The 21837-nt window shown below is 54.4% G+C and carries 18 protein-coding genes, 2 tRNA genes and 2 rRNA genes; 19 read left to right on the top strand and 3 right to left on the bottom strand.

Features of this window, described 5'->3' with window-relative positions; genetic code table 11:
• Nucleotides 1-41 precede the first annotated feature (41 nt).
• The 7 genes from TX82_RS09070 (at nt 42) to TX82_RS09040 (ending at nt 5905) form a co-directional block, all read left to right on the top strand.
• Nucleotides 42-118, top strand: a tRNA-Ile gene (locus TX82_RS09070).
• A gap of 55 nt (nt 119-173) precedes the next feature.
• Nucleotides 174-246 (top strand) — tRNA-Ala (locus TX82_RS09065).
• Nucleotides 247-367: 121 nt separating this feature from the next.
• A 23S ribosomal RNA gene (locus TX82_RS09060) occupies nt 368-3385 on the top strand.
• Nucleotides 3386-3440: 55 nt separating this feature from the next.
• A 5S ribosomal RNA gene (gene rrf / locus TX82_RS09055) occupies nt 3441-3557 on the top strand.
• Nucleotides 3558-3698: 141 nt separating this feature from the next.
• On the top strand, nt 3699-4265 hold the full coding sequence (locus TX82_RS09050; protein WP_005009513.1) for a hypothetical protein: 567 nt from the start codon (nt 3699-3701) through the stop codon (nt 4263-4265).
• A gap of 31 nt (nt 4266-4296) precedes the next feature.
• Nucleotides 4297-5475, top strand: coding sequence for an NnrS family protein (locus TX82_RS09045; protein ID WP_005009511.1), 1179 nt, complete (start codon nt 4297-4299; stop codon nt 5473-5475).
• Between the two features lie 175 nt (nt 5476-5650).
• Nucleotides 5651-5905 (top strand): hypothetical protein, encoded by a 255-nt coding sequence (locus TX82_RS09040; protein ID WP_005009508.1) that lies wholly within the window; start codon nt 5651-5653, stop codon nt 5903-5905.
• 38 nt (nt 5906-5943) lie between these two features.
• Here the strand turns inward: TX82_RS09040 and TX82_RS15240 are convergent, their stop codons facing one another.
• Entirely contained in the window at nt 5944-7137 is a 1194-nt protein-coding gene (locus tag TX82_RS15240) for a lipid A deacylase LpxR family protein (RefSeq protein ID WP_005009506.1), read from the bottom strand.
• A gap of 434 nt (nt 7138-7571) precedes the next feature.
• On the opposite strand from TX82_RS15240, the gene TX82_RS09030 reads away from it, so the two are divergent.
• The 10 genes from TX82_RS09030 (at nt 7572) to TX82_RS08985 (ending at nt 16351) form a co-directional block, all read left to right on the top strand.
• Entirely contained in the window at nt 7572-7928 is a 357-nt protein-coding gene (locus tag TX82_RS09030; RefSeq protein WP_005009504.1) for an NADH-quinone oxidoreductase subunit A, read from the top strand.
• Nucleotides 7929-7954: 26 nt separating this feature from the next.
• Complete coding sequence (locus TX82_RS09025; protein WP_005009503.1) at nt 7955-8437, top strand: NADH-quinone oxidoreductase subunit C; 483 nt, start codon at nt 7955-7957, stop codon at nt 8435-8437.
• Between the two features lie 6 nt (nt 8438-8443).
• Nucleotides 8444-9529 (top strand): NADH-quinone oxidoreductase subunit NuoH, encoded by a 1086-nt coding sequence (gene nuoH, locus TX82_RS09020; RefSeq protein WP_005009502.1) that lies wholly within the window; start codon nt 8444-8446, stop codon nt 9527-9529.
• Nucleotides 9530-9538: 9 nt separating this feature from the next.
• On the top strand, nt 9539-10108 hold the full coding sequence (locus tag TX82_RS09015) for a 4Fe-4S dicluster domain-containing protein (protein WP_005009501.1): 570 nt from the start codon (nt 9539-9541) through the stop codon (nt 10106-10108).
• Nucleotides 10096-10599 (top strand): NADH-quinone oxidoreductase subunit J family protein, encoded by a 504-nt coding sequence (locus tag TX82_RS09010; RefSeq protein ID WP_005009500.1) that lies wholly within the window; start codon nt 10096-10098, stop codon nt 10597-10599. Before TX82_RS09015 ends, TX82_RS09010 begins: the two co-directional genes overlap by 13 nt.
• Nucleotides 10600-10608: 9 nt before the next feature.
• Nucleotides 10609-10911, top strand: coding sequence for an NADH-quinone oxidoreductase subunit NuoK (gene nuoK / locus TX82_RS09005; protein ID WP_005009499.1), 303 nt, complete (start codon nt 10609-10611; stop codon nt 10909-10911).
• 10 nt (nt 10912-10921) lie between these two features.
• Complete coding sequence (gene nuoL / locus TX82_RS09000) at nt 10922-12892, top strand: NADH-quinone oxidoreductase subunit L (RefSeq protein ID WP_005009498.1); 1971 nt, start codon at nt 10922-10924, stop codon at nt 12890-12892.
• A 10-nt stretch (nt 12893-12902) separates the two neighbouring features.
• The gene (locus TX82_RS08995; RefSeq protein ID WP_005009497.1) at nt 12903-14468 is read left to right on the top strand and encodes an NADH-quinone oxidoreductase subunit M; all 1566 of its coding nucleotides are present in this window, start codon (nt 12903-12905) and stop codon (nt 14466-14468) included.
• 17 nt (nt 14469-14485) lie between these two features.
• Nucleotides 14486-15919, top strand: coding sequence for an NADH-quinone oxidoreductase subunit NuoN (locus TX82_RS08990; protein WP_042250974.1), 1434 nt, complete (start codon nt 14486-14488; stop codon nt 15917-15919).
• 120 nt (nt 15920-16039) lie between these two features.
• Nucleotides 16040-16351: a hypothetical protein gene (locus tag TX82_RS08985; protein ID WP_005009492.1), complete on the top strand. Its 312-nt coding sequence runs from the start codon at nt 16040-16042 to the stop codon at nt 16349-16351.
• A gap of 81 nt (nt 16352-16432) precedes the next feature.
• Here TX82_RS08985 and tatA read toward each other — a convergent pair whose 3' ends face one another.
• Entirely contained in the window at nt 16433-16816 is a 384-nt protein-coding gene (tatA, locus tag TX82_RS17005) for a twin-arginine translocase TatA/TatE family subunit (protein ID WP_005009491.1), read from the bottom strand.
• Between the two features lie 356 nt (nt 16817-17172).
• Between tatA and TX82_RS08975 the strand changes: the two genes are divergently transcribed.
• A complete protein-coding gene (locus TX82_RS08975) occupies nt 17173-19155 on the top strand; it encodes a tetratricopeptide repeat protein (protein WP_005009488.1) in 1983 nt (660 codons plus the stop codon).
• A gap of 28 nt (nt 19156-19183) precedes the next feature.
• On the opposite strand, the gene rpe is transcribed toward TX82_RS08975, so the two are convergent.
• Nucleotides 19184-19831 carry a ribulose-phosphate 3-epimerase gene (gene rpe / locus TX82_RS08970; RefSeq protein WP_005009487.1) on the bottom strand — a complete coding sequence of 216 codons (648 nt, stop codon included), beginning with the start codon at nt 19829-19831 and terminating at the stop codon, nt 19184-19186.
• 242 nt (nt 19832-20073) lie between these two features.
• Between rpe and TX82_RS08965 the strand changes: the two genes are divergently transcribed.
• Nucleotides 20074-21834 (top strand): chloride channel protein, encoded by a 1761-nt coding sequence (locus tag TX82_RS08965; protein WP_005009486.1) that lies wholly within the window; start codon nt 20074-20076, stop codon nt 21832-21834.
• Nucleotides 21835-21837: the final 3 nt, after the last annotated feature.

Below are 21837 nucleotides of genomic sequence, written 5' to 3'. Positions count from 1 at the left end.
TTATTTGGCATGATCGGGAGCTAAAGCCTGACAGGTATCAGGGGCCTATAGCTCAGTTGGTCAGAGCGCACGCCTGATAAGCGTGAGGTCGGTAGTTCAAATCTACCTAGGCCCACCATTTGATTTGAGATGATCGATGGCCGGCCCGGGTGGGCCAGTCTGGCACCGTATATGGGGGTGTAGCTCAGCTGGGAGAGCGCCTGCCTTGCACGCAGGAGGTCATCGGTTCGATCCCGTTCACCTCCATACCTAAAACGAAATCATCATCTTCGTTGGAACCGTACCGAATTTTCGGAATTGCCCTTCCCTGATGAGGGGCACTGCTCTTTTACAATTGAATATCGCAAGACAAGTAGCTGAGGATTTTGGTCAAGCGCATAAGGGCGCATGGTGGATTCCTTGGCGCCAATGGTCGATGAAGGGCGTAGCAAGCTGCGATAAGCTTCGGGGAGCCGCTAACAGGCGTTGATCCGGAGATTCCCGAATGGGGCAACCCGACACGGGTCATACCGTGTCATCACTGTCTGAATACATAGGGCAGTGAAGGCAACCGGGGGAATTGAAACATCTCAGTACCCCGAGGAGTAGAAAGCAACCGCGATTCCCTTAGTAGCGGCGAGCGAAACGGGAATAGCCTAAACCGGACGTATGTCAAGCCCGTGTGCGTTGTGCGTCCGGGGTCGTGGGACCTGATTTGACAGGGATACGGACCTGTCGGAATGTAAAAAAAAGGTGTCTTAGTTCAACAGGCTGGAAAGCCTGGCCATAGAAGGTGAAAGCCCTGTGAACGAAAAGTCATCTTCATTCTCGATCGGGCACCCGAGTACTACGGGACACGAGAAATCCTGTAGGAATCCGGGGGGACCACCCCCCAAGGCTAAATACCAATTGGCGACCGATAGTGAACCAGTACCGTGAGGGAAAGGTGAAAAGCACCCCGGTGAGGGGAGTGAAATAGAATATGAAACCATGTGCCTACAAGCAGTGGGAGCACTATACATCCGGCTTGCCGGATGCAGGTGTGACCGCGTACCTTTTGCATAATGAGCCGCCGAGTTACTTTATTCAGCAAGGTTAAGCCGTTAGGTGGAGCCGTAGCGAAAGCGAGTCTGAACAGGGCGATCAGTTGAATGGAGTAGACCCGAAGCCGGGTGATCTATCCATGGCCAGGATGAAGCGGAGGTAACACTTCGTGAAGGTCCGAACCAGTGGGCGTTGAAAAGCCTTTGGATGAGCTGTGGATAGGGGTGAAAGGCCAATCAAACCCGGCAATAGCTGGTTCTCCTCGAAATAGTTTTAGGACTAGCCTTGCGTAATAGTCTGCGGAGGTAGGGCGCTGGATGGGCTAGGGGCCTCACCAGGTTACCAAACCCAACCAATCTTCGAATACCGCAGGCCGTATCGCAGGAGTCAGACTACGGGTGCTAAGATCCGTGGTCGAAAGGGAAAGAGCCCAGACCACCAGCTAAGGTCCCTAAGATAGACTAAGTGGGAAAGGTTGTAGGAATACTCAGACAATAAGGAGGTTGGCTTAGAAGCAGCAATCCTTTAAAGAAAGCGTAACAGCTCACTTATCAAGTGTCCCTGCGCCGAAAATGTATCGGGGCTTAAGTTTATCACCGAAGCTGTGGACTGAATGACACCTCGGTGCCATTCAGTGGTAGAGGAGCGTTCCATACCGGGTTGAAGCTCGACCGTAAGGACGGGTGGACTGTATGGAAGCGAGTATGGCGGCATGAGTAACGTTAAAACAGGTGAGAAACCTGTTCGCCGAAAATCCAAGGTTTCCTGAGGAAGGGTAATCCTCTCAGGGTAAGTCGGCCCCTAAGGCGAGGCTGAAAAGCGTAGCTGATGGGAAACGGGTTAATATTCCCGTACCTCGTATAACTGCGATGGGGTAACGTAGAAGGGTAATCTATCCGGGTGATGGACGTCCCGGTCCAAGCATGTAGGAGGGAGGTTTTGGCAAATCCGGACCTCTTTAACTCCGAGACGTTATGGGGAGTCTTCTCTACGGAGAAAACGAACTAGATGATCCCAGGCTACCGAGAAAAACCTCTAAGCTTCAGGTTATACGGGACCGTACTCTAAACCAACGCAGGTGGATGAGGAGAGAATCCTAAGGCGCTTGAGAAAACTCTGGTTAAGGAACTTAGCAAATTAGCTCCGTAACTTCGGGATAAGGAGTGCCCCTATTAGGTGAAGGAACTTGCTTCTGGAGCCGAGAGGGGTTGCAGTGACCAGGCAGCTGTGACTGTTTACTAAAAACACAGGACTCTGCGAAGTCGCAAGACGATGTATAGGGTCTGACGCCTGCCCGGTGCCGGAAGGTTAAAAGGAGGGGTTAGTCTTCGGACGAAGCTCCAAATTGAAGCCCCGGTAAACGGCGGCCGTAACTATAACGGTCCTAAGGTAGCGAAATTCCTTGTCGGGTAAGTTCCGACCTGCACGAATGGCGTAACAATGGCTGCACTGTCTCAACCAGGGACTCAGTGAAATTGACATACCGGTGAAGATGCCGGTTTCCCGCAACAGGACGGAAAGACCCCGTGCACCTTTACTACAACCTGATATTGAGTATTGATCTAGTATGTGTAGGATAGGTGGGAGACGTTGAATCCGGAGCGCTAGCTTCGGGGGAGTCACCCTTGAAATACCACCCTTATTACATTGATATTCTAACCTCGGTCCGTGAATCCGGATCAGGGACAATGTCAGGCGGGTAGTTTGACTGGGGCGGTCGCCTCCTAAATTGTAACGGAGGCGCGCGAAGGTCCTCTCAGGCTGATTGGAAACCAGCCGTCGAGTGTAAAGGCATAAGAGGGCTTGACTGCGAGACCGACAGGTCGAGCAGGTGCGAAAGCAGGTCTTAGTGATCCGGTGGTCCCGTGTGGAAGGGCCATCGCTCAACGGATAAAAGGTACGCCGGGGATAACAGGCTTATCGCCCCCAAGAGTCCATATCGACGGGGCGGTTTGGCACCTCGATGTCGGCTCACCGCATCCTGGGGCTGAAGCAGGTCCCAAGGGTTTGTCTGTTCGCCAATTAAAGCGGTACGCGAGCTGGGTTTAGAACGTCGTGAGACAGTTCGGTCCCTATCCGTTGTGGGTGTTAGAGATTTGAGGGGAGCTGCTCCTAGTACGAGAGGACCGGAGTGGACAGACCTCTAGTGTGCTGGTTGTGTCGCCAGATGCATTGCCAGGTAGCTATGTCTGGACAGGATAACCGCTGAAAGCATCTAAGCGGGAAGCCAACCCCAAAACAAGATCTCTCTTCCCTTCGGGGACTGTAGACTCCTTGAAGACTACAAGGTTGATAGGCCGGATGTGTACGCACAGTAATGTGTTTAGCTAACCGGTACTAATCAGTCGTGAGGCTTGACCTTTTTTCAGCTACTTTGTCTGCGATATCAATTGTATAAATTCTTTTGAGACTGTTTTCCCGGTCTTGATAGCGAAGGAGATACACCCGTTCCCATTCCGAACACGGAAGTTAAGCCCTTCAGCGCCGATGGTACTGCATGGGGGACCGTGTGGGAGAGTAGGTCAACGCCGGGTTATTCATTTGAAAGCCGCTTTGGATTCATTCCAAAGCGGCTTTTTTATTTCCATTCAGAATTCAAGGACTGTGCCCATTTTCACCCGGCGGCTTTCTCAATACTTTTTCAATTTCCCTTCATCTGTGATTAAAATCCAGTCATGACCCTTGGCTGCATCGGATACGGCTCGCTGATATGGAGCCCGCGCGACCTCGCAAAACACCTCCAGCACGGTGACCGCTGGTTAGGCGACGGACCCGCCCTGCCCGTCGAGTTCGCCCGCGAATCCGACCGCCGACGCATCACCCTGGTCATCGTCCCCGGCCACCCGGAAAGCACCACGTACTGGACGCCGTACAACCATGCAAATATTGACGAAGCACGCGAACAATTGGCCGGCCGGGAGTGCTGCGGCACCGAGCACATCGGCCTTCTGACCGCGAGCGGGCGCACCGAATCCGCCCTGACCCCGGCCCTGCTCGATGTTTTAAAAACGTGGATGGAATCGAAAAATTTAAGCGGTTTGGTGTGGACGGAACTGCCCTTTGGATTCAAAGCGAACCCCGGACACCTGCCCACGGTGGAAGATGTGTGTGCTTACCTGGAAGGACTCATCAAACGCAACGAACACGCTAACGCGGAAGAATACATCCGCAAAGCGCCCCTCCAAATCGACACCCCCTACCGCAAAATCATCGAGCAGCGCTTCGGGTGGCCGCCGCTCTGAGATACAATCAATCCATCTATAAAGGATCGTCATGCAGGATTCATGCAAAAGCCCAACGGCCCACCCCTTTCTGCGGAACGGGTTTCGCCCTTTCTTCCTTTTGGGAGCGCTGTACAGCGTGACCAACCTGCTCATCTGGGGCGGTTTTTTTGCCGGACACCGGCCGCCGCCGACATTCATGCTGGACCCCATTCAGTGGCATGCGCATGAAATGGTCTTTGGGTTCACCATCGCCATCGTTGCGGGATTTCTGCTCACCGCCGTCGCCAACTGGACGGGGCGGAATCCCGCAGGCCCCATGCATCTCGCGGGATTGTCCCTCCTCTGGCTGGCCGGACGGGTAGTCATGCAGTTTGATCTGGGACTGCCGGAGATCGCCATCATCCTTATTGAAGGATCATTTATCCTGGCGCTGGCCCTCACCCTGTCCTTTCCGCTCCTCAAAAGCTGGAACAAACGCAATTTCGTGTTTCTGGTTTTGCTCAGTATCCTGCTGGCATGCGACATGACCTTCCTGGTCACGAAAGAAAATCCCTCTCTTTACGTTGCGGTGATGATCATCGTCGCTTTGATATCCCTGATTGGCGGACGCGTGATTCCCTCCTTCACCGTTGCGGCCCTGCATCAGCGCGGGGAAAAAGCCCGACAGGTGCCCCAGGAAAAGCTGGACATACTGGCGCTTTTATCGCTGGCTTTGATTATTCTCGTTCTGATATTTGAAGGTAAGGAGGGAATGTTTCTGGCCGGCGCTTCTTTTGTTTCCGCAATCATACATGCTATGCGCATGCGGCATTACCACACCCATCGAATTCTGGGGGATCCGATGGCCCTGATCCTGCACATTGGCTATATCTGGGTGATTGCAGGGTTGATCTTAACGGGGTTTTCCGCACTGGGTTTGGTTTCCTTCCCCATTGCGTTGCATGCTTTTACGGCCGGGGCGATCGGTTCCATGACGCTCGGCATGATGTCCCGCGTGCCGCTGGCCCATACCGGGCGAACCGTGCGCGCCACCAGGCTGACCCTGTTGAGTTTCATCCTGTTGCAGGGATCGGCCCTGATGCGGGTGTTCGGCTTGATTCTGGTACCCGAACACACCGTCAACTGGATCATGGGTTCTGCCACTCTCTGGGCATTTTGTTATGCTTTTTATATTCTGGCCTACACCCCGATCCTATGGAAACCCGAGCTCGCACGTCGGGGCGTTTAACGCGGTGGTTTCGAGCAATACCTGAGAAACCGGAAAGGCCTGAGAATAAAAATCAACGGACGGGTTACATCACACCGCTGATATAATCAAAAGTACTGAGGCGAAAATCTTTCGTCATCAAAGTTGTTGTTGCTGAGGAAAGGCAACGGAACGCAGCGTATTAAAGGAGGAAGCCATGGCAGGAAACAAGAGTGCCCCTGATTTTTATGACCAATACTCACAGGCCATCCCCTGGGACGAACTTGTGGAATTGGCCAAGGCGGATATGGATGCGTGCAAAGAAATTCATTCCAAAGAGTCCCTTCGAGAATGTGCCGAAAAACTAGTGCTGTCAAAGGTTTGTTCGTGTGCTACCGAATCCGCCCCCATCGTTGAGGCTCTGGTGGATGAGTATCTCAGGCAATTGGGCACGGGCAAGTCCGGAAGTTGAGGGGGAAGACACCTCAAAAACTTGAGTCCGGCTTTTCCCTAAAACCGCACCGACAGCGTCACCGAGCCGAAGACGTCGGGTTCGAACTGGCCTTTGAATTCCTGCGAGCGGAACACCTGCGTGTACGCCAGGCGGATGCAGTCGTAGGCGAGCGCGCCGCCGAACTGCCAGTCGCCCACCAGGTACCGTTTGTTCACCGCGTGGCTGGTGCGGAAGGTATTGCCGTCGAGAAAGATGTTCTGCGCGATCGCCCGGCCTTCCAATCCCATATACAGGTACGCCATCAGCCGTTTGCGGTCGCGTCCGGCCCCCGTTTCAAAAAAGTCGGAACCCTGCGTGCCGGGACGGATGCGCGGCGGGCCGTAATCCGCGGGCAGGTTGTATCCCACCCGCATGATGCCGCCCAGCGCGACATAGGTGAACACATTGCCCAGCGCCACCCCGCCGCCGGGAATCCAGTCGCCCGCCGGCAGAATGCCGTCTTCTTTCCATAAAGGGAGGCGGTACTTGCGGTCGTAGGAAATCAGCAGTGCGAACTCGTTGTGGAGCTGGTTGTGCCAACCTTTCGGGTCCTCGTCGTCGATCAGCTCGTGCCACGTGCGTTGCACCCGCTCTCCGCCCGAGGCGGGACCGATCACACCGAGGTCGATCTCCACCGAATCCAGAACGGACACGTCGTCCCATTCCAACACCTGCCGTTTGTTTTCATCAAAAAATCCGAACCCGATATAGAACCATCCGGCATACGGGCGGTCGCGGCTGATGAGTCCGGTTTTCGACAGATCCTCCGGCGTGTAGATGTTGTGGCCGACGATGAAGCTCGCCGTTTCAAACTCAAAACCCAGCCCCTTCTCCAGCGTCGCCTCACCGATTTTGTGCGCCAGTCCGGTGAAAAATCCGGCCACCCCCCTGCTGATACGGACAGGCAGTCGCTCTGACGTGCAGTTATCCTTTATATGGGAGTCGTAATCGGGCCTTTTCTTGTTGAACCGGCGTTCCACGAGGGACAACCGCAGGCCCTGGGTGAAGTGGCGGTCGGTTCGGCCAAAGAAGAAATCGTTGGCGTCGGTGGCGTTGAAGAAGTATTCCGGACAATCCATGCCCGGCTGGGCCGCGGCCGGGACCGGAGTGACTCCGCCCAGGCAGGTGGCAATCAGAAGGCCTGCGGCGAGCAGGCGTCCCGCCATCCCCTTTTTTCCATTTAGTTCCCCCTCTCCCCTTTTCCGCTTCATGGCCAAACCCTCCCCAAGGTTGTACTTGAATTCAAGCCTCAACAGCCTGATGAAGCCATTGTATCGGTAAAATGATAAACAGGGGACGCAAAATCGGAACTGGGTCAAATGAACGTTTCCGGTTTTTCCCTTCAACCTGTTCTAAACACTTCCCTTTTTGCTGGCGGGTCTAAATTGCGCAGATTGCAGACTTTTCTCCCGCCCGGAAACCCCGCTTTTTCATTGACAACCCGTGGGTGCTCCGGTAGTATCCACCGTCACCATTTTTCCAAATGGCGGGTTCCATCCGACTCTTTTAAAATTGTTGAGAAACCTGTGGTTTTTTAAGAAATTACAGGTTAAAATCCCCTTTTTTTAAGGACCCGGGGACCTTGCCCTGCAGGGGCGTACCTCCCGAAACCCTTATAAAAGTCGGACTTACAAGGTAGTGATCTATGCTTGACAGCTACACAGGCGCAGCTATCCTTTTGTTTTTTGCCACAGCCATTGCCGTGGGCATGGTGGTGGCCACCTCCCTCCTCGGGCCCAAACGCGAATTCGCGGACAAAATGGAACCGTTTGAGTGTGGAGAAAGCCAGATTGTCTCGCCATATCAACGGTTTTCCGTCAAGTTTTACCTCGTGGCGGTGCTGTTCATCCTTTTCGACATTGAGGCCGTTTTCCTGTTCCCCTGGGCCATTCTCTACAAAAAGCTCGGCCTGTTCGGGCTGGTGGAAATGGTTTTGTTCCTTATTATTCTTGGGATCGGGCTGACCTATGTCTGGATCCGGGGGGGCCTGGACTGGGAATGATCCGCGCCCGGTGACCGATACCTGATATGAGCACTGAAATCATCGACAAAATCAAAGCCAAGTTCGGCGACAAGGTGAAAGACTCGCACAATTTCCGCGGCGACCAGACGGTGGTGGTGGACAAGGCCTGCGTCTATGAAGTGGCGCAGTATCTGCGGGACGAGCCTTCACTGGATATGAATTTTCTGATGGACCTGACGGCGGTCGATTACCTGGACAAAAAGAAGGTTCGTTTCGAGGTCGTGTATCACTTCTTTTCGCTCAAACACAACCACCGCTTCCGTGTGAAAGCGCCGGTGGACGAGGAGGAATGCATCCTCGATTCCGTAGTGCCTCTGTACCATTCCGCGAACTGGTACGAACGCGAAGTGTGGGACATGTATGGCATCAAGTTCAAAGGGCACCCGAACCTCAAGCGGATTCTCATGTATGAAGGCTTTAAAGGACATCCGCTACGCAAAGACTACCCCATCAACAAACGACAGCCGTTGATCGGTCCGCTGAACTGAGGAGAAATGGACGATATACTGATTGATCTGGCCATCACCCTGGCGAAAATCTTTTTTGTGCTGGGGGTTACGGTCGGCTTCTTCGCTCCCATTCTGACATGGGTGGAACGCAAGCAGAGCGCCATCATGCAGGACCGCATCGGCGCGAACCGGGCGGACATCATGGGCTTCACCGCACTGGGCCTGTTTCACATCATGGCCGACGGGCTGAAGATGTTCACCAAGGAAGACTTCATCCCCCAGGGCGCGAACAAGTTTCTCCATACACTCAGCCCCATCATCGCACTGATTCCCGCCATCCTGACTTTCGCGGTGGTTCCCTTTGGCGGCGAGTACACCCTGTTCGGCAAGGAAGTCAAGCTGGTCATCTCCGATCTGGATGTCGGCCTCCTGTTCGTGTTCGCCATTGCGTCGATTGCTACCTACGGCTACGTTGTCGCGGGATGGAGTTCCAACAACAACTATTCCCTGCTCGGTTCCATGCGCACCGCCTCGCAGATGGTGTCGTACGAGGTCACGATGGGCCTCACCATCATCGGCGTGCTCATGGTTTACGGCACCATGCAGTTGACGGAGATCGGCAACGCCCAGGAAAACTTCCTGCACTGGGGTATCTTTCTCCAGCCGGTCGGGTTCTTCATGTTCTTTGCGGCGTCGATCGCGGAAAACAAGCGTATCCCGTTCGACAACCCGGAAGCGGAATCCGAACTGGTGGCCGGGTACTTCACCGAATACAGTGGCCTCAAATTCGGCATGTTTTTCATGGCCGAGTTCATTGAGATGGTGACGATCGCCGCGATCGTAACCATCCTCTTTTTCGGCGCGTGGCACATTCCTTTTATTGGTACCGCCACCCTGCTGGAAATCTTCGACTTTCTCGGAGAAACAGGATCGAACCTCGTCGTCATGTTCATCCATGTCGGCGTGTTTTTCGCCAAGGTCATTTTCTTCCTGTTTGTCCAAATGGTCATCCGGTGGACGCTGCCGCGTTTCCGTTATGACCAGATCATGAAGCTGGGATGGAAAATCCTGTTGCCCCTTTCGCTGGCGAACGTCGTCGTCACGGGCATCGTCATTCTGGCTCTTCAATAAGGAGAAGTTATGGCTTACTACGTCGAACGCAATGTCAAGATGACGTGGTGGGAACGTTTATATATCCCCGAAATCATCCGGGGCATGATCATCACCTCACGTCATTTCTTCAAGAACCTGTTTGGGTTCATTCCCTTTTTCCTGGGAAAGAAAAAAGAACGGGAGATTTTCACGATTTACTATCCCGAAGAAACACGGGAATACCCGATCGCTTACCGCGGGCGGCCGGTGCTGGCCCTGAATGATGAAGGCCGCCCCAACTGCGTGGCCTGCGGCCTGTGCGAGATCGCCTGCCCCGCTTACTGCATCGACATCGATCCCGGCGCCAACAGCGGCAAGCAGAACGAGGTCGAGCGTTTCCCGGTCGAGTTCACCATTGACTACGCGGTCTGCATCTTCTGCGGGTTCTGCGAAGAAGCGTGCCCGGAAGAGGCGATTTTCATGAGCAACGACTGCGACATCTCGATGCTCGACCGTAAAAAAATGAAATACAACATGCAACAGTTGTTGATGCCGACTTCCGAGTTGAAAGACCGCATCGACTTCTGCCGGAAAATGTACGGAAAATGGAATTACTGATTTTCTATCCACTGGGCGGAGTGTGTCTCCTCCTGGCACTGGGAGTGGTGTTCAACAACAGTCCCATCGGGTCGGCGGTGTCCCTCATCGGCATGATGCTGGGTCTGGCGGGGATCTTCGTTCTCCTGCAGGCGCATTTTCTCGCCATTCTACAGGTCATCATTTATGCCGGCGCCATAATGGTTTTGTTCATGTTCGTCATCATGCTGTTGAACCTGAAACAGGACCTGACCTGGAAAACCCGGGACCGCAACCTGCTCTTGTCCATCCTCACCGGCCTTTTGGTGCTGGGTGTCCTGTACAAATTCATCGACATCACGCTGGGGACGCAATTCAACAACCCCGCGACGGTTCCGGACACATTCGGCACCACGGAAGAGGTCGGAACGAAACTGTTTACCGATTACGTTCTGCCGTTCGAAGTGGCGTCCATCCTGCTTCTCGCGGCAATGGTCGGTGCCGTGGTGCTGGCCAAGTCAAAACTGGATTGATTGATTATTATGGTACCTCTTTCGCATTACCTGATACTGAGCGCCACCCTGTTTACCATCGGGGTCCTGGGCGTGCTGATCCGGCGCAATGCCATCGTCGTGTTCATGTGCATTGAAATCATGCTCAATGCGGTGAACATTTCCCTGATTGCCTTTGACCGGTATCTGAACCACCACGACGGTCAGATTTTCAGTTTCATGGTGATGTGCGTCGCGGCGGCGGAAGTATCCGTGGGACTGGCCATTGTCATTGCCCTGTTCCGCAACAAGCCGACTGTCAACCTGGATGAATTCAACCTGATGAAGTGGTAAGGATCGTATCGTGCTTTTCAAACTCGCCTGGCTGATTCCCCTTTTCCCGTTGATCGGTTCGATCATCAACGGAGTTTTCGGCCTCAAACTGGGAAAAGACAAAGTCAGCTGGATTGCCTGCGGCTTCCCCGCAATGTCCTTCTTTGTCACGGTGATCCTGTGGGTGGCGTTGTTCTTCCATCCGGAAGGCCAGGCGTACCCTGAGCAGATCCTGTGGACGTGGATGGCGGCGGGCGATTTCACCGTCGAGTTCGGTTTCCAGATCGACCCTCTGTCGATGGTCATGATGCTGGTGGTCACCGGCGTCGGCACCATCATCCACATCTTCTCCATAGGTTACATGTACGAGGAGTATAGCTACTACCGCTACTTCTCTTACCTGAACCTCTTTTTGTTCTCCATGCTGATTCTCGTCATGGGCAACAACTTCCTGATGATGTTCATCGGGTGGGAAGGCGTGGGTGTCTGCTCCTACTTCCTCATCGGTTACTACTTCGAAAAGAAATCGGCCTGTGACGCCAGCGTGAAAGCCTTCGTGGTCAACCGCGTCGGCGACTTCGCGTTTCTGCTGGGCGTCTTCTACATTTTCCACGAATTCGGCACCATCGATTTCACCAGCGTCTTCAACGCGGTTCCCTCGACCCTGGTTTACAACAGCGAGGCGGCCACCCTGATCACGATGTTCCTCTTTATCGGTGCGACCGGGAAGTCGGCGCAGATTCCGCTTTACACCTGGTTGCCGGACGCAATGGAGGGGCCGACCCCGGTCAGTGCACTCATCCACGCGGCGACAATGGTAACCGCGGGCGTGTACATGGTGGTCCGTTGCAATGCGCTGTTCAACATGGCCCCGATCACGATGATGGTCATCGCGCTCGTAGGCGGCGGTACCGCGCTCTTTGCCGCGACCATCGGTTGCACCCAATACGACATCAAGCGCGTTCTCGCCTACTCCACCGTGAGCCAGATCGGTTACATGTTCCTGGCCTGCGGCGTTGGCGCCTACACGGCGGCGATCTTCCATCTCGTGACGCACGCGTTCTTCAAGGCCTGCCTGTTCCTTGGTTCCGGAAGTGTCATCCACGGCATGCATCACGAGCAGGACATCCGCAAGATGGGTGGGTTGAAAGACCATTTCCCGATCACTTACGTCACCTTTCTCGTATCAACCATAGCGATTGCAGGTATCTTCCCGTTCTCCGGTTTTTTCAGTAAGGACGAAATCCTGTACCACGCGCTGATGGACGGAAATGTCATTTACTGGGGCATGGGTGTGGCCGGAGCCTTCATCACCGCTTTCTACATGTTCCGGCTGGTGTTCCTGACGTTCCACGGCCCGTCCCGTGTGGACCCGCACGTCCATCCGCATGAGTCGCCGAAAGTCATGACCCTGCCGCTGATCGTTCTGGCGGGGCTGGCACTGGGAGGCGGACTGCTGGGCCTGCCGCTCATTCATGGCTGGCACATCCTGCACAATTTCCTGGAACCGGTGCTTTCCTTCGATTTCGCCACCGCCCTGCACAATTCTGAAGTCATGCAGGCGGAGCACGGTCACCATGTGACCTACGCCGAGATCCTGCACGAGAAAACGCACAGCGAACACAACGTATGGCTCGAAATTTTCCTAATGATTTTCTCCATGGGCGTCGCGCTGGCGGGCATTTTCCTTGCCTACCTGTTCTACATAAAGCGCCCAGAGTTGCCGGACGAATACACCAAGGGTCAGTGGGGGTATGACCTTGTGAAAAACAAATACCTGGTGGACGAGGCGTACGACGCCATCTTCGTTCAGCCCACGGTCAAAGGCTCCTACCTGTTATGGAAGGAAGGCGACGCCAAGGGCGTGGATGGAGCCGTCAACGGCGTGGCGCAGACCATTGGCTGGTTCAGCAAGCAGGCCCGCGAGTTCCAGTCCGGATTCGTCCGCAACTACGCCATGTTCATGGTGGTCGGATTCATTTTACTGTTGATCCTTATCTAGAAGCGAAACGATGTACCTGACATTCGTAACATTCTTACCGTTACTCGCCTGCTTCGTGATGGCGTTGATGCCACGCGAGAACACGGCCGGCGTCAAGTGGTTCGCACTCATCGTCGCGGGCGCGGATTTCATCCTGTCTCTGCCGTTGTATTTTGATTTCAACATGACTACGGCGGACATGCAGTTCGAGTACATCGTGCCATGGATCCCGCAATGGGGCATCAGCTATCACGTCGGCATCGACGGGATCTCCCTGTTGTTGTACATCATGACCACGTTTTTGACCTTCATCTCCATCCTCGCGTCTTGGGAGGTGAAAAAATACACCAAAGAATACATGATGGCCATGCTGGCTCTTTCGACCGGCATGCTGGGCGTGTTCATCGCCCTGGACTTCTTCCTGTTCTATGTCTTCTGGGAATTCCAGCTCATCCCCATGTACATCATCATCGGTGTCTGGGGCGGACCGCGCCGCATTTACGCAGCGGTGAAGTTCTTCATTTACACCGCTGTCGGCTCCCTGCTCATGCTGGTCGCCATCATCTGGATGTACTTTCATTTTCACGAAACCGTCGGCGTGTTCACCACCGACATCCTGCTGATAACGGAGCATTTGAATATGACGCTGGACCAGCAGAAATGGCTGTTCCTCGCGTTCTTCCTGGCATTCGCCATCAAGGTTCCCATGTTTCCGTTTCACACCTGGCTTCCGGACGCACACGTGGAGGCGCCGACGGCGGGCAGTGTCATCCTTGCGGGCGTACTCCTGAAAATGGGAACCTATGGATTCCTGCGGTTCAACCTGCCGCTCTTTCCTGTGGCCAGCAACGAGTTCCTGCCGTTCATAGCGGGCCTCTCCATCATCGGCATCATTTACGGTGCGCTGGTGGCGATGGTACAAGAGGACCTCAAAAAACTCGTCGCGTATTCCAGTGTCAGCCACCTCGGTTTCGTCATGCTGGGCATCTTCGCATTCAACCACTACGGCCTGCAGGGTGCTTTGCTGCAGAACCTGAACCACGGGATCAGTACCAGCGCCCTCTTTTTGATGGTGGGCATGATTTACGACAGGCGGCACACGCGGCTGATAAAGGATTTTGGCGGGCTGGCCAAGGTGATCCCCATGTTCACGGTGTGTTTCATGATCGTTACGTTATCATCCATCGGCCTGCCTGGAACCAACGGGTTCGTCGGCGAGTTTCTGGTATTGCTTGGCATTTTCCAGGTGAACGGCTTCTATGCCGGCCTCGCCACCACGGGAGTCATCTTTGCCGCCTGCTACATGTTGTGGATGTTCCAGAGAGTGATGTTCCTGAAAATCGAAAATCCGGAAAACGAAAAACTGACAGACATGACCCCGCGTGAATGGGGTTACATGGCGCCGCTTCTCGTGCTGGTGTTCTGGATCGGGTTCTATCCCACCCCGTTCACCAAAACGTTTGACGCTTCAATCGAAAAACTGGTCCACCAGGTGGATCCAAAACAATACATGCCCCATGCACAGGGCCAGCACGCCGCAAAACTGGACCGGCACCTGATGCAGTTGAAATTCGAGCAAAACGGAAAACTGAATTGAACTGAGGACGCAACCACGTGGAAATGATACCGACCCCTGAAATAGACCTGACCAGCCTCGCGCCCGTGCTGGTGCTGAGTGTGTTTTCCATGATGGTTCTTGTGTTCGATCTGTTCGCAGGCAGGAACAAATCCGGGCTCGTTTTCATCAGCCTCACCGGCCTACTCATGGCCGCCATCAGCGCCTTTGCCAAACAGGACCTGCCGGTTTACTCCTTCGACGGCGCATACGTGGTGGACAATCTTTCCGTTTTCTTCACCTGTATTTTCTGCCTGAGCTCCGCGCTCGCCATCCTGCTTTCGATCGAATATAACCGGCGCGAACGGATCAAGATGGGCGAATATTACGCCCTCATCCTGTTCTGCACCGTCGGTATGATCGTGCTGGCGTCCTCAACAGACCTCATCATGATTTTCCTGGGCATTGAAATCGTCTCCATCTGCCTGTACGTGCTTGCCGGAATCCGCCGATACGATCCCCATTCCAACGAGGCGGCGCTGAAATACTTCCTGCTGGGCGCGTTTGCGACGGGATTCCTTCTGTATGGAATGGCCCTGCTCTACGGAACCACCGGCAGCACCAAGCTGGTGAAGATCGCACAGCTTCTCAACAGTGGGGAGGTATTCTCTCAACCCATGATGCTGATGGGGGTCGTGCTCCTTGTCATCGGCTTTGGCTTCAAAGTCGCATCCGTTCCGTTCCACATGTGGGCGCCGGACGTGTATGAAGGCGCGCCGACTCCGATCACCGCGTTCATGGCGGTGGGTCCCAAAGCCGCCGCTTTTGCCGCTTTCTTCCGCGTGTTCGCGGAAGGCATTCCGGAACTGGCACCCTCATGGAACATGATCCTGTCGATCGTCGCTGTCATCACGATGTTTGTCGGCAACCTGGGCGCCATCATGCAGACCAACATCAAGCGACTGCTCGCTTTCTCCAGCGTGTCCCATGTTGGGTACATTCTGATCGCCATCATCGCCAAAAACTCATTAGGCAGCGCAAGCCTGCTGTTTTACATGCTGGCCTACGCGTTCATGATTTTCGGCGCATTCGGCGTGGTGATCCTGCTGGGTCGCGACGGCGACGAGAACCTCGACATCCAGAACTACTCGGGGCTCGGCTTCAAGCATCCTGTGCTCGCCATGTCGATGTCCATATTCCTGTTATCTCTGGGTGGGCTTCCGCCTTTGGCAGGATTCGTTGCCAAGTTCTACATCTTCCAGGCAGCTTTGAAGGAGGGCTTCGTCATCCTGGTGGTACTGGCCGTTCTCAACAGCGCCATCTCCTTCTACTATTACCTGAAAGTAATCGTGTACATGTACATGAAGGAGCCGGTTCAGGAGTTCAGGTTGTCATTGACGCCCATCACCATGCTGGTCATCGGCATCGGCGTTTTGGGAACCCTGGAACTCGGTATCTTCCCGGACCCGATCATTTCCCTCGCCAAGCCCTGACGCCAGTTTATACCCTCCTTCAGCGAACCCCGCACACCCTCGTCATGAGGCGGAAATTATTATATAATTGGGGTCCCGTTGGTACCGCTGAGTCCAAGCTTTGAACGAAAGGAATTTGCAATGAAAATGCACCATTTGTCTCCGGAGGAAGTTGAGACAGTCATGGAAAAAGTCCGGACGGTGGTCGATACCGGCGAATTCGATCCGGAAATCATGGAGCAGATTTTCACCATCTCCAAAGTGGACGGCAACAAGTTCCTCGAATGCAAAGGCAACCCGCTGCAAAGCCAGCAGGTCAATTTTGAAGTGGACCGGGACAAGGGAATCCGGTTTTTCGATCCCTTCAACCTGTACACCAAGGGAATTTATAAGGACATCGACGGCTGGTCTGTTTGGACGGAGGACAATTTAAAAGAGCCCTGGTCTTATTGAGACCAGGGCTCTTTTGTTTTCCACGGGAAATAATCAGTCGGGTTCCTCACCCATTTGGATTTGGATAGTGTTGCCGCTTGTTCAGGCTTTCTTTTCGGTTTCTTCCTGATCCTTCGTGTAATCGTAACTGCCTTTACGCGGCAGGGAAGCGGTGAAGGCTTCCGCCTTTTCCTTCATGGCTTTGTCTTTGGCCTCCCCTTCAGCCTGCGCCTTTTCCCGCGCCAGGCGTTCTTTTTCTTCATCGCTTAAATTTTCCTGCTCAAGCTCACCCGCGGGTTGTTGCGCCTCACCTTCCTGCTGGGCCTGTTCACCGGATTCCAATTCCTCGGCTTCCTTCATTGACGTCTTGAAATTTTTGATACTCCGGCCGAAAGCGCTTCCAATTTCAGGCAGTTTTCCCGCGCCAAAAATAATCATAATGATGACCAGAATGATCATCAGTTCCGGAAACCCAATTCCCATCATGATTCGATTCCTCCCGTGGAGATTAAATGGTTCTGCACCGGCCACACCCTTCCCGAACCCGGGCGAGGGTTGAACCTGTTGAGTTGGCTCAGTTTACATTGTTTTTACTGACACTGACAAGGACAAACCATGACCCCTGTAAGGAATTGTTCCGAAAGGCCCCCGGCAATTTTTTCCTGGTTTCGTTTGGTATTTCTCAAAAGGAAAACAGCGGGATTTCCGCTCGGTTTCCCGGCGGGGCTATTTTTTTGGCCCCCTGCACTCATAAAAAGTTGAAAGTTTGGATACAATTCAAGTAGAAAGCTAAGGTCACAACGACCCATGAATCACCTATTGCCGCAGGACGCCCTGTTTCCATGAATTTTCAGGAAGAAGAATCTTTAAAACAAATCATCCGGCAGAACCCCGGCGACCCGGACCCGCATTGCGACCTCGGTGATTATTACGTCGAACTCAATCGGTACGAAGAAGCGGAGGCGCATTACAACCAGGCCCTCGGATACGATGCCGATTGCGCCGAAGCGTTGCTTGGTCTCGGCATTGTACGTCACCGACAGCAACGCTACCCGGAAGCCGAGAAATATTACCGAGCCAGCCTGAAACTGGACACGGAAAATTCGCGCACGCTCAACAACCTGGGAAGCCTGTACCACGACCAGGAACGCTGGGAGGAAGCGGAACGCGAATATTTGAAAGCGTTGGAGATCGACCCGGACTACGCCCTGCCACACAACAACCTCGGCCTCCTGCACGCCCGCCGGCAGGATTTCGAAGGCGCCCGCGCCGCTTTTGAAACCGCCATGAGGCTGGACCCGGAATACGATCAGGCCCATTACAATCTGGGCAATCTTTACTTCGATCACCAAAAATACGCGTTGGCCGAAAAGGCCTACAAGGAATCCTTGCGCCTCAATCCGGATTCCGCCTTCACGCACCACGAGCTCGGCAACCTCTATCATCATCTCGGCCGTTATGAAGAAGCAGAGCAGGAATTCCAGGAGTCTTTGTTTCTCGATCCCAAACTCGAAGCGGCCCATGTGAGTCTGGGTAATCTGTATGTCGACACCGATCGCTTGAACGATGCGGAAGACGCCATCAACAAGGCTCTCTCCATTGACTCCAACTCCGTGGACGCCCGCCACAGCCTGGCGCTCATTCATTTCCAGAGCGGTCTGTTTGAGCAGGCAGAGAAAGAGTGGCGCGCCTGCCTGCGACGAGAACCTGATAATGCTTCTTTTTACAATAACCTTGGGAACAGTCTTTCCTCAATGGAACGATACGAGGAGGCCATCGAAACCTACCAGAAGGCCTTTGCCCTGGAACCGGACAATCCCCTCCCCCTGTTCAACCTGGGTTTGGTTTATGAGGATCTGGACCGCTTTCAGGAGGCGGAAGACAATTACCTGCATGCCTTGCGGTTGAATCCACAGCACCTCTCAGCCCTTGTCAATATCGCCAACCTGTACTCCAACCTTGGCCGAAGTGAGGAGGCCATTCCTTATTTGAGGCAGGCGCTGGAACTGGATTCAAAACACGCCAAGGCCCATTTCGGGATGGCCTGTATCCTGGAAGACGAAAGAAAATTCCTGCAGGCGGAACAACATCTTTGTAACGTGCTGGATCAGGAGCCGGACAACCAGTTCGCCTGGCGCAAGCTGGGATCCGTTCATCTCGAATCAGGAAATCCGGAGGCAGCTCTGAGGGCATTTCTCAAGGCGTCCGAACTCGACCCCCACGAACCGGTGCATTATTTTTATCTCGGTGTCACCCATCAGGACCTGGACGATCCCCGAAGCGCAGAGACGGCGTATCTCAAGGCCCTGCACCTTCAACCGGACAACGCCTCGGTCTGTAACAACCTGGGCCTGCTCTATTCACACGAAGAGCGCTACGCAGAGGCGGAACGCCTGCTGCGTGAGGCTTTATTGCATGCGCCGGAGGACATCAACGCCCTGTACAATCTGGGGCTGGTGCTGGACCGTATTGGAAGGTTTGATGAGGCAGAAACCGTTTACCGGCGGGCGCTGGAGGTGTCCCCCGACGACGCGCAGATCTGGAACAATCTCGGACTTGCCCGCTTCGCCCGCAACCGTCTGCAGGAGGCGGAAGAGGCATTGAAGGAGGCGGTGCAACGGGACCCAACCTATCCGCTCGCACACTTCAACCTGGGGCTTGTATACGAAGCGCGCATGAAAAATCAGGAAGCGGAAAATGAGTTTCAGGAAGCAACCCGGCTCGATCCCACCCTGGCGGAGACACGCACCCTCGTGCAACAGGCGCGCAAACAACAGAAATCCGGCGGTTTCATCGAACGCCTGTTCCAGTTTTTGAAAAGATAAGGAAGAAAAAAGCGCTCCCTCACCCCACTCAATTGTTTCGCAGGGCGTCGATTGCTTTTTTGTAATCGGGTGCGTTGAAAATGGCGGAACCGGCGACAATCACGTTCGCTCCCGCTTTTTTCACGATGTTCACGTTTTCCGGATTCACCCCCCCATCGACCTGGACATCGATATCCGCGTCCGACTGGTCCAGCGTGTTGCGGAGCAGTTGAATTTTCCCCAGTACCTGCTGGATGAATTTCTGCCCGCCGAACCCCGGGTTCACCGACATCAATAGGACCATATCCACGTCCTCGATGATTTCATCGAGTGCGAACAACGTTGTCGCAGGATTGAGCACCACCCCCGCCTTGATTCCGTGTTCCTTGATCGTCTGAACGGTGCGGTGGAGATGCGGACACGCTTCCACGTGAACGGAGATGATATCCGCGCCGGCGGAAACGAAGTCGGCAATGTACTTGTCCGCATTTTCAATCATAAGATGGCAATCGAGCGGCAAATCGGTGACCTTGCGCAGGGATTCGACCACCGGGGGCCCAATGGTGATGTTCGGCACGAACGCGCCGTCCATGACATCGACATGAATCCAGTCCGCGCCCGCTTTCTCAACCGCTTTCACCTCTTCTCCGAGACGGCTGAAGTCGGCGGACAGAATGGAAGGTGCAATTTTCACCATAGTCACCTCAACCTATTCAATTTGTTTAACATACGTTATAGTGGAATGCCACGGCAGGCTGACCAGTAGGAATGACCGGGCGGGTTTGGGGGTCCCAAAACGGTTTTGAGCATAGCACAATGTGCATGGCCGGGCAATCGGCTTCCCTTTCCCACGCCCTTTCCCGGGCGATCACGCTTAATTCAACCGATTTCGCGATGGCCCAGGCGGCTGACGCGTAACCGGTACAACTAGCAAATTACATGGCAGCGGAAACCACTGCATTCACTGAGCGCACGCGTCAATTTTTTGCGAAGGAATACAACCTCCTCATCCTTGCAGCGGTCATCGGTGTGCTGGCGGGGGCAGCCTCCACACTGTTCCGCGGCATGATCGAATTTTTTGAACGCGTGTTTTCCTCTTCGGGCATTCTGAGCGGCATACCGGAGTCAACGGTGCCGTGGCTCATGCCTCTCATGCCCATGCTGGGGGGACTGATTATCGGTTGCGGCTGGAAATGGATGCCCAAAAGGATGGAAGAAAACGGCATTTATAAAGTGACCGAGGCAATGGCCCTCCGCGACGGCAAAGTTCCCGAAAGCACCATCGTCATGTGCGCCACCGCATCGTCGATCACGCTCGGCTCCGGCGGTTCGGCGGGACGCGTTGCACCCACGGTTCAGATCTGCGCCGCTATCGGTTCCCTCGTAGGCCAGTTATTCCGGATGTCCACCCATCGCCTGCGCGTGTTTGTCGGCTGTGGCGCAGCGGCAGGCATCGCCGCCTCCTTCAACGCCCCGCTGGCAGGGGTGATATTTTCAATGGAGATCATTCTGGGCGAATACGCCATTCAATCGTTCAGTCCGATCGTCATCGCCGCCGTACTGGGAACGGTGACAGGGCGCGCCCTGCACGGGAACGAACTGACGTTCCAGACGCCGGTGCATGAGGTGGTGACGCCGTGGGAGATTTTCTTTTATCTCATCCTCGGCGTGCTGTGCGGCCTGGCGGCGCAATTGTTCATCTGGACCTATTTCAAAATCCAGAAACGCTTTGAAGAAAAGAAAAACATCCCGGTCATCCTGAAACCCGCACTGGGCGGGTTGCTGGTCGGCCTTCTGGCCGTTGCGCTGCCACAGGTCAAGGGAAACGGATTCGACATTCTCGAGCAGGCGCTGAATGGAGAATTGATCTGGTACTTGACCTTTCTCCTCATTTTCGGCAAAACTCTGGCGACCGGGATCACTTTGGGTTCGGGAGGCATCGGCGGCATTTTTTCGCCCAGCCTGTTTGTTGGCGCCATGACGGGCGCAACGTTCGGCTTCGCGGTCCACGGCCTGCTTCCGGAATGGACCGCCACCAGCGAAACTTACGCCCTCGTCGGCATGGGCGCAACGGCCAGCGCCGTGGTTCAGGGACCTCTGACCGCCATCCTCATTCTTTTCGAGATGACCAACGACTACACCATCATACTGCCCAGCATGGTGTGTTGCATCGTCGCGGCCTACACCTCACGCCGCTTCAGCAAACATTCGCTGTACGTCCAGGCTCTACTCAACAAAGGCGTGGATCTCAAGCAGGGTCGGCTGGTGTCGGTTCTCCGAGCCATCTATGTTCGTGATGTCATGAACAAGGAAGCGGTAATTTTTGATGAAAACACGCCGTTCAAGGAAATTGTCGATCGTGTGGGGCAGGTGCGCGACCTGCATTATCCGGTGATGAGTGGCGAAGGAAAACTGACCGGAATCCTCGCGTTCAGTGACATCCGCGAGGCCGTTCTCAACCCCGACGGCACGGTGAACAAAGACACGCTCACCGCAAAGGACCTCGCAACACCCAACCCGGTGACACTGGTGCCGCACAACAATTTGAACGAAGCCCTGGAAAAGTTCACAGAACTCGACGTCGATCAGATTCCCGTGGTCGGCGTGAGCGATCCCAACCAGATTCTCGGCATGCTCAACCGTGCCGATGTGGAAGCGGTGTACAACCGTGAAAAATTAATTCAAAACATGGAAAACTGAAAT

This window comes from Nitrospina gracilis 3/211 (genome assembly GCF_000341545.2).
GTDB lineage: Bacteria > Nitrospinota > Nitrospinia > Nitrospinales > Nitrospinaceae > Nitrospina > Nitrospina gracilis.
This window is presented reverse-complemented; position numbering and strand designations above follow the sequence as displayed.